This is a genomic window from Polaromonas sp. P1_E1_2 (assembly GCF_056406035.1).
The window spans coordinates 1-7,704 of sequence record NZ_JBFUAZ010000157.1 but is presented as its reverse complement, the minus strand read 5'-3'; the positions used below and the strand labels follow the sequence as shown (position 1 = coordinate 7,704).

Sequence of the window (7,704 nt, the reverse complement as noted above, 5' to 3'; positions counted from 1 at the left end):
ACCCAACTGATTGAGTCCCTGCGCCAGATCGTCGGCGCACCCAATGTCCTGATTGATGGCGACCTGACGCCCTGGGTACAGGACTGGCGCAGGCGTGAAACCGGCAAGGCCCTGGCCGTGGTGCGTCCTGGCTCCACGCCTGAAGTCGCGGCCGTGGTGAAAGCCTGCGCCGCAGCACGCGTGAGCATCGTGCCGCAAGGCGGCAATACCGGCATGGTGGTAGGGTCGACACCCGACGACACCGGCACGCAGGTCGTGCTCAGCCTGACGCGTATGAACAAGGTGCGCACGCTGGACGCCGGCAACCTGACCATCACGGTCGATGCCGGCTGCGTGTTGCAAAACCTGCAGGAAGCCTGCGAAAAAGCCGGCTTTCTGTTTCCCCTGAGCCTGGCCTCGGAGGGAAGCTGCACCATTGGCGGCAACCTCGGCACCAACGCCGGCGGCACCCAGGTCGTGCGCTACGGCAATACGCGCGACCTCTGCCTGGGGCTGGAAGTCGTGACCGCACAGGGTGAAATCTGGGACGGCCTCTCCGGCCTGCGAAAAGACAACACCGGCTACGACCTGCGCCACCTGTTCATCGGCAGCGAAGGCACGCTGGGCGTGATTACCGGCGCCATCATGAAGCTGTATCCCATGCCGAAATCCCAGCTCACCGCCTTTACGGCCGTGCCGTCGCTTGAGGCTGCCGTACAGCTGCTGGGCCTGGCGCATGAGCACCTGGGCTCCGGCCTGACCGGTTTCGAAGTCATGGGCCAGTTCGCACTGGGCCTGGTGGCCAGGCACTTCCCGCAACAGCGCGTGCCTTTCTGGCAGGAGCACGCCTGGTGCGTGGTTCTGGAGAACTCGGACAACGAATCCGAAGCCCATGCGCGTGAATGCTTCGAGCGACTCCTGGAAGCCGCCATGGAGGCCGGCTGCGTTGCCGACGCCGTGGTCGCCGAGAGCATGGCGCAAGCCCATGCGCTGTGGCACATCCGTGAAAGCATCCCGATGGCRCAGGCCGAAGAGKGCCTGAACATCAAGCACGACATCTCGATCAAYGTGTCGCGCATTCCCGAGTTCGTGRCTGAAACCAATGCRCTGCTGCTSGAGCGKTTTCCSGGTGCGCGCATGGTCGTCTATGGCCATYTGGGCGACGGCAACCTGCACTACAACGTGCAGGCGCCGGARAATGAAGACCAGGCGCGTTTCCTGAACGAGCAGGAGACGCCGATGAATGCCCTGGTCTACGAAGCGGTGGACCGCTACCGGGGCTCGATCTCGGCCGAGCACGGCGTCGGCAGCCTCAAGGTCAACACGCTGCCCAAGCACAAATCACCCGTGGCACTGGACATGATGCGCGCCATCAAACAGGGCCTGGACCCTCATAACCTGATGAACCCGGGACGGGTGCTAAAGGCATAATTGAAGTCTTGGCCGCCCGCCGCCATGACGCGCCCCCGGCACCCCCTCTGACCTCTAGCCGACTGGTTTTTAATGACCCGCCCTATCCGCTCCCAATACGAAGATTTCATGCGCCATGTGGACACCCACGGCGCCTTCAAGGCCGACCGCACCGGCACCGGTACGAAAAGCGTCTTTGGCTACCAGATGCGGTTTGACCTCAACGAAGGTTTTCCGCTGGTGACCACGAAGAAGGTCCACCTCAAGTCCATCGTGCATGAGTTGCTGTGGTTTCTGCAGGGCTCGAGCGACAACAACTGGCTAAAGGCGCGCGGCGTCTCCATCTGGGACGAATGGGCGCGTGAAGACGGTGACCTGGGCCCGGTTTATGGCGTGCAATGGCGAAGCTGGCCAACGCCGGATGGCGGCCACATCGATCAGATCAGCGAAGTCATCAAGACGCTGAAGACCAACCCTGATTCGCGCCGCATCATCGTGAGCGCCTGGAACGTGGCCGACCTCTCCAAGATGGCGCTCATGCCCTGCCACGCGTTCTTCCAGTTTTATGTCGCACCTTCTGAAGTGCAAGGCCAGCCGGGCAAGCTCAGCTGCCAGCTCTACCAGCGAAGCGCCGACATCTTCCTGGGCGTGCCCTTCAACATTGCCAGCTATGCCCTCCTCACCCACATGGTGGCGCAGCAATGCGGCCTGGGTGTGGGCGATTTCATCTGGACCGGTGGCGACTGCCACATCTACAGCAACCACCACGAGCAGGTGGCATTGCAACTGAGCCGCAAGCCTTTTGCCTACCCCACGCTGCAGATCAAGCGCAAACCCGAATCGATCTTTGACTACCAGTTTGAAGATTTTGAATTTCTGGACTACCAGCACCATGACGCCATCAAGGCGCCGGTGGCGGTGTGACATCCGTGCAGGCCGGCGCTCCATCCGCAGCGTCGGCTTCCACATTCAATTCGCGGCAACGGTTTTCACTCACACTGCTGGCTCTGGCCTCGGAGCTGATCTTTGTGACGGTGGTCATCTTGCCGATCGCGCCCTTCGTGATGCTTCAGGCCGCCATTTGGGGACCCGGTTTTGCCGCAGTGTTTGGCTTCGCGGCCTTTCTCTTCCTGTGGTGGCTGGTCCAGCCCTCGCCCGGCACGGTTGGCCGGCACACCATTGGCCGTGAAGATGCACCCGCACTCTTTGAGATGGTGGACGGCTTGTGCACCGGCGCCGCGGCGCCGCGCATCCACCGCATCGTGCTGGACAACGAACTGAACGCGGCGGCTTATCAAACCGGCGGTTTCCTGTCGTTGTTTGGCAGCCGCCGCACTCTCATACTGGGTGTCCCCTTGCTGAAGATGCTGAACAAGGACGAAGTGAAAGCCGTCATCGCGCACGAGCTGGGGCACTTTTCCCGCAACCACGGGCGTCTGGGTCACTGGATCTACAGGGTGCGGGCCAAATGGGACCACTACCTTCACATGCAAGGCAACGACAGCTTCGTGGATGGGGGGCTGAAGGCCATCGCGTCCTGGTTTGTTCCCTACTTTGTCTCGCGATCATCCAGCTGGTCCCGTCAGTGTGAATTCGAGGCCGACGCCGTCGCAGCGCGGACTTCCTCAGCGCGCCACCTCACCGACGCTCTTGCCAGGCTGGAATTTATTTCTTTTCTTCTGGCCCGGAAACTGCCCACACAACTGAGCAGCCTGCGCATGCAATCGACGCAAGCGCCCGGCAACTTCTGGGGGCTGACATCCGATCTTGTCGAGGCCCATGGCAGCTTCATGCCGCAGGCGCTCGCGGAGGGAGCCAGCCGCCCACGGCGTGCGCAAGACACCCACCCGCCGCTGCATGAACGTGCGGCGGCGCTGGGCCTGCAGGTCGAGTCGCCTCCGCTTGAAACCTCGCCCTGTGCTGGAGACATGCTTCTGGGCAAAGAGTGGACCCGGTTCCTGACGGCCTGCAATGAGGATTGGCAGAAAAACACGCAGGCCAACTGGCGATTCGACCACCTACGGATGCGGTGGCTGGTGGCCGGTGGGGTGCATGTGCTCTTCTCCGAACAAACGCCCGCCCAGACCGAACTGGCGACGGCGATTGTGCAAGAGCAGTTGCAGAGCGACGACTCAAGCCTGGCCCTGCTGTCTGCAGCGGCAGCCCGCCATCCCGAAATGGCCATGGCCCGGTTCTACTTCGGCCTGGCGTTGCTCGAAAGAGGCGACAACGCCGGCGTCGAGGAATTGCGGCAATCGATCCGGCTGGACAAACGCATCGCCCTCGGGGCGCAGAACGTTATTTGCGGCTATCTCGCATCGCACGGCGACCCGAAGGCCGCACGTGAAGCCGTCATACGCCGCCGCTACACGCACAGGAGGCTGACGCCGCTGTATGAGCAGTTGTGGGAGGCCCTTCTGTGCCGCCCTGTACGCGCCATCGCACCCGGTGCGGTGCCGCTTCTGGCGGAGGTGCTGGCGGGTGAACCACTGACCGACGGCTGCTGGGCGGTGCAGCTGGACCTGCCCGACGCGGCGAACCTTTCCCACACCGTGAATATCCTCGTGGTGCGGATTGACCATGAGCAAGCCCATAAAACCGGCCTTGGCGAAGACGATCTTCGCGCGCGCTACCAGAACTACCTTCAGGCCGTCACACCGCCCGACCAGCTGGCGATGGTGAACACGGTCTATACCTCCGAGGCGCTCAATCCACGCCTGCTCAAGCAACTGCAGGCCGTTCCCGGCAGCGTCGTCATCGCGCCGGCCAGGCCCCTGAATCTGGATATCATCCGGATTGATTCCATCTGAACACCATGAAAATCCGCATGATCTTCGCCCGCGCCGCCAATGGCGTGATAGGCCGCGACAACACCATCCCCTGGCGCCTGCCGGAAGACATGGCGCGCTTAAAGCGCCTGACCACCGGCTGGCCGGTCATCATGGGCCGCAAGACCTGGGATTCGCTGCCGGTGAAATTCCGGCCGCTGCCGGGCCGCGCCAACATCGTCATCACGCGGCAGCCTGATTGGAAAGACACCGGTGCCTCGACGGCCGCGAGCCTGGCCGACGCGTTGGCGCTGTGTGCCTCGTCGGCCGAAGTTTGGATTCTGGGCGGCGCGCAAATCTACGCGCAGGCGATGCCGCTGGCCGAGCGCATCGAAGTCACCGAGATTGCCGAAGAGATTGAAGGCGACGCCTACGCGCCGACGCTGGGGCCCGAATGGCGGGTGGCCGCGCGTGAAGACCACGTGTCAGCCAACGGAATGAAGTTCAGCTTCATCACCTATCAAAAATAGACCTGTAATAACTCAAGCAACGCATAACAACACACAAAGGAACTGATATGTCAGGAGGCGGATTTCACGTACACGGGCCCCACGACCATGAGCTCGAGCATGCGGCGCAGGGGGGTCATGGCGGCCACGACAACGGCGGCATGATCGCGCAAATCGCGGTCATCACGGCCATCATTGCCACCATAGGCGCCATCTTTGCGTACATGGGCGGTGCCACGCAGGCCAATGCGGGCCTGTATAAAAACAACGCGGCCATCAAGAAGACGGAAGCTTCCAACCAGTGGAATTACTTCCAGTCGAAAAGCACCAAGCAGTCGCTGGCCGAACTCGCCCGCGACCTGGCGCCAGAGGACAAAAAAGCCGGCTACCAGGGCAAGGTAGACCGCTACGAAAAGGAAAAGAACGAGATCAAGGTGGTCGCCGACAAACTGGAAGCCGAGGCCACCACCTGGGACAAATCGTCCGATGAGCAGATGCACCAGCACCACCGCTGGGCGCAGGCTACCACGGTGCTGCAGGTGGCCATTGCCCTGGCGGCCATTGCGCTGCTGACCCGCAAGAAGTGGCTTGAATACGGCATGTTCGTCGTGGCCGGCGTGGGGCTGGTCATCGGCGTATTTGCCTTGCTACATATTTAATAGCTGCTGGCGCAGGTCCTTATTGGGCTGGAGCACTAAATCATGAAAATTTCCACCTGGAACGTCAACTCCCTCACTGCGCGGCTCGCGCATGTGCTGAACTGGCTTGCGGCCAATCCAGTCGATGTGTTGTGCCTGCAAGAGCTCAAGATGACGGACGACAAGTTCCCGCTGGAAGCGCTCRAGGCCGCCGGCTATGAGGCCGCCGCATTCGGCCAGAAAACCTACAACGGCGTGGCGATCCTTTCGCGCACGCCGCTGCGCGACGTGGTGAAAAATATTGTCGGTTTTGAGGACGAGCACTCACGCGTTATTGCCGCCACGGTGGACGGCCCTGCGGGCCCCATCCGGGTGCTGAACGGCTATTTCGTCAATGGGCAGGAGCCCGGCAGCGAAAAGTTCGCCTACAAGATGCGCTGGCTGGGAGGTCTGCAGGCTTATGTGCGCGCGGAGATGGCAGCCCACCCACAACTGGTGTTGCTGGGCGACTTCAACATCACACCGGAAGACCAGGATTCGTTCGACCCGGAGGGCTTGCGCGACACCATTCACCACACGAAGGAAGAGCGTGAGCATTTCCGCCAGCTGGTGGCGCTGGGCCTGACCGACAGTTTCCGCATGTTCGAGCAGCCGCCCAAAAGCTTTTCATGGTGGGACTACCGCATGCTCGGTTACCAGAAGAACCGTGGCCTGCGCATCGACCACATCCTGGTCAGCGACGCCCTGAAGCCGCAAGTCAAAGGCTGCACCATAGACCGCGTACCGCGCAAATGGGAAAAGCCCAGCGACCACGCGCCGGTGACCCTGGAATTGAGCTAACCCCCGTCCAGGCTCACTGCGTGTAGCCCGTTCCCCCCTTTCAGGGGGCGAGGCCAGCGGTCTGGCAAAGCCAGTCCCGCGGCCTCCGCTGGTGAAAATCCCCGCTGGTCACGCCACTGAACTCTTCAAGCCAGCATGAGCCGTGGAACCGGCTTTGCCGGGCCACAGGCGGGCGGCCCCCTCGGGGGGCAGCGACCCACACGCAGTGGGGGAGCGTGGGGGCTCCATCTACTCCAGATTGAGTTCCTGAATCTTGCGCGTGATAGTGTTGCGGCCTATGCCCAACTTTTGAGCCGCCTCAATGCGGCGCCCGCGTGTATTGACCAGTGCGGTCTGGATCAGCTTGGATTCAAAACGCCGGGTCAGCACATCCCACACGTCGCTGCGACCGGTCGCCAGCAACGCCAGAGCTTCTGCTTCAAGACCACTTTCCCAGCTCTGTTCAGGGCCAGAGACCGGCGGAACCGGTACGGCCGCTTCAGCCCCATGGCTGGCAGGAATTTTCTCCGCGGCGCCTGCCGACCACTCCACTTTGGCCACCCCAGCCTTCTCGGCAAAAACCGGGTTTCTGCCCGATTCGGGAACAATGCCCAGCACTTCGGGTGGAAGATCCTTGGGCTCAATCACCTGCGCCGGTGCCATAACGGTGAGCCAGTGGCAAATGTTTTCAAGCTGGCGCACATTGCCGGGGAAACCAAAGTTGCTGAGCTGCTGCAGCGCCGTGTCGGAAATCCGCTTGGGCTCCACACCGAGCTGCTTGGCGCTTTGCTGCAGGAAGTGGCGTGTCAGCATGAAGACATCCTCGCGCCGCTCGCGCAGTGCGGGCAGGCGCAGGCGGATCACGTTGAGGCGGTGGAACAAATCCTCGCGGAAGCCGCCTTCCTTGACGCGCTGCTCCAGGTCCTGGTGGGTAGCGGCGATCACACGCACGTTGGCCTTGACGGCGTTGTGCCCGCCGACGCGGTAGAAATGGCCGTCGCTCAGCACACGCAAAAGGCGCGTCTGCAAGTCAAACGGCATGTCGCCGATTTCATCGAGGAAGAGCGTACCGCCCTCAGCTTGTTCAAAGCGGCCGCGCCGCATGGTCTGCGCGCCGGTGAACGCGCCGCGCTCATGGCCGAACAGTTCGCTCTCCAACAAATCCTTGGGGATGGCCGCGGTATTAATGGCCACAAAGGGCCCGTTGGCGCGGGGCGAATGCTTGTGCAGCGCACGCGCCACCAATTCCTTGCCTGAACCGGACTCACCGGTGATCATCACAGTCACCATGCTCTGGCTCAGCCGTCCGATGGCGCGGAAAACGTCCTGCATGGCCGGCGCCTGGCCAAGCATTTCGGGCGCGGAGGCCATGCGCTCTTCAGCCACCTCTTCGCGCTGGCTTTCTTCCACTGCGCGGCGAATGAGTTCTACCGCCTTTGGCAGGTCAAACGGCTTGGGCAGGTATTCAAAGGCGCCGCCCTGGAAGGCGGACACCGCGCTGTCAAGGTCGGAGAACGCGGTCATGATGATGACTGGCAGGCCGGGGAGCTTTTCCTTGACCTTTTCGAGCAGATCCAGAGC

7 protein-coding genes are annotated in these 7,704 nt (G+C 62.2%); 6 read left to right on the top strand and 1 reads right to left on the bottom strand.

What is annotated here, in order from left to right; genetic code table 11:
• The 6 genes from AC1D1P_RS09720 to xth form a co-directional block, all read left to right on the top strand.
• Positions 1-1,410: FAD-binding oxidoreductase (locus tag AC1D1P_RS09720; protein WP_477672821.1), on the top strand; the 1,410-nt coding region annotated here is incomplete at its 5' end.
• Positions 1,411-1,482: 72 nt separating this feature from the next.
• Positions 1,483-2,313: a thymidylate synthase gene (locus tag AC1D1P_RS09715; RefSeq protein ID WP_477667921.1), complete on the top strand. Its 831-nt coding sequence runs from the start codon at positions 1,483-1,485 to the stop codon at positions 2,311-2,313.
• Positions 2,310-4,199, top strand: a complete 1,890-nt coding sequence (locus tag AC1D1P_RS09710) for a M48 family metallopeptidase (RefSeq protein ID WP_477672820.1) — start codon at positions 2,310-2,312, stop codon at positions 4,197-4,199. The genes AC1D1P_RS09715 and AC1D1P_RS09710 overlap by 4 nt, the downstream gene beginning before the upstream one ends.
• A gap of 5 nt (positions 4,200-4,204) precedes the next feature.
• A complete protein-coding gene (locus AC1D1P_RS09705) occupies positions 4,205-4,687 on the top strand; it encodes a dihydrofolate reductase (protein ID WP_477667922.1) in 483 nt (160 codons plus the stop codon).
• Positions 4,688-4,734: 47 nt separating this feature from the next.
• Positions 4,735-5,325 carry a DUF4337 domain-containing protein gene (locus AC1D1P_RS09700; protein ID WP_477672819.1) on the top strand — a complete coding sequence of 197 codons (591 nt, stop codon included), beginning with the start codon at positions 4,735-4,737 and terminating at the stop codon, positions 5,323-5,325.
• Between the two features lie 42 nt (positions 5,326-5,367).
• Positions 5,368-6,144, top strand: a complete 777-nt coding sequence (gene xth / locus AC1D1P_RS09695) for an exodeoxyribonuclease III (protein WP_477672818.1) — start codon at positions 5,368-5,370, stop codon at positions 6,142-6,144.
• A 228-nt stretch (positions 6,145-6,372) separates the two neighbouring features.
• Here xth and AC1D1P_RS09690 read toward each other — a convergent pair.
• On the bottom strand, positions 6,373-7,704 hold a 1,332-nt coding region (locus AC1D1P_RS09690), incomplete at its 5' end, for a sigma 54-interacting transcriptional regulator (protein ID WP_477672817.1).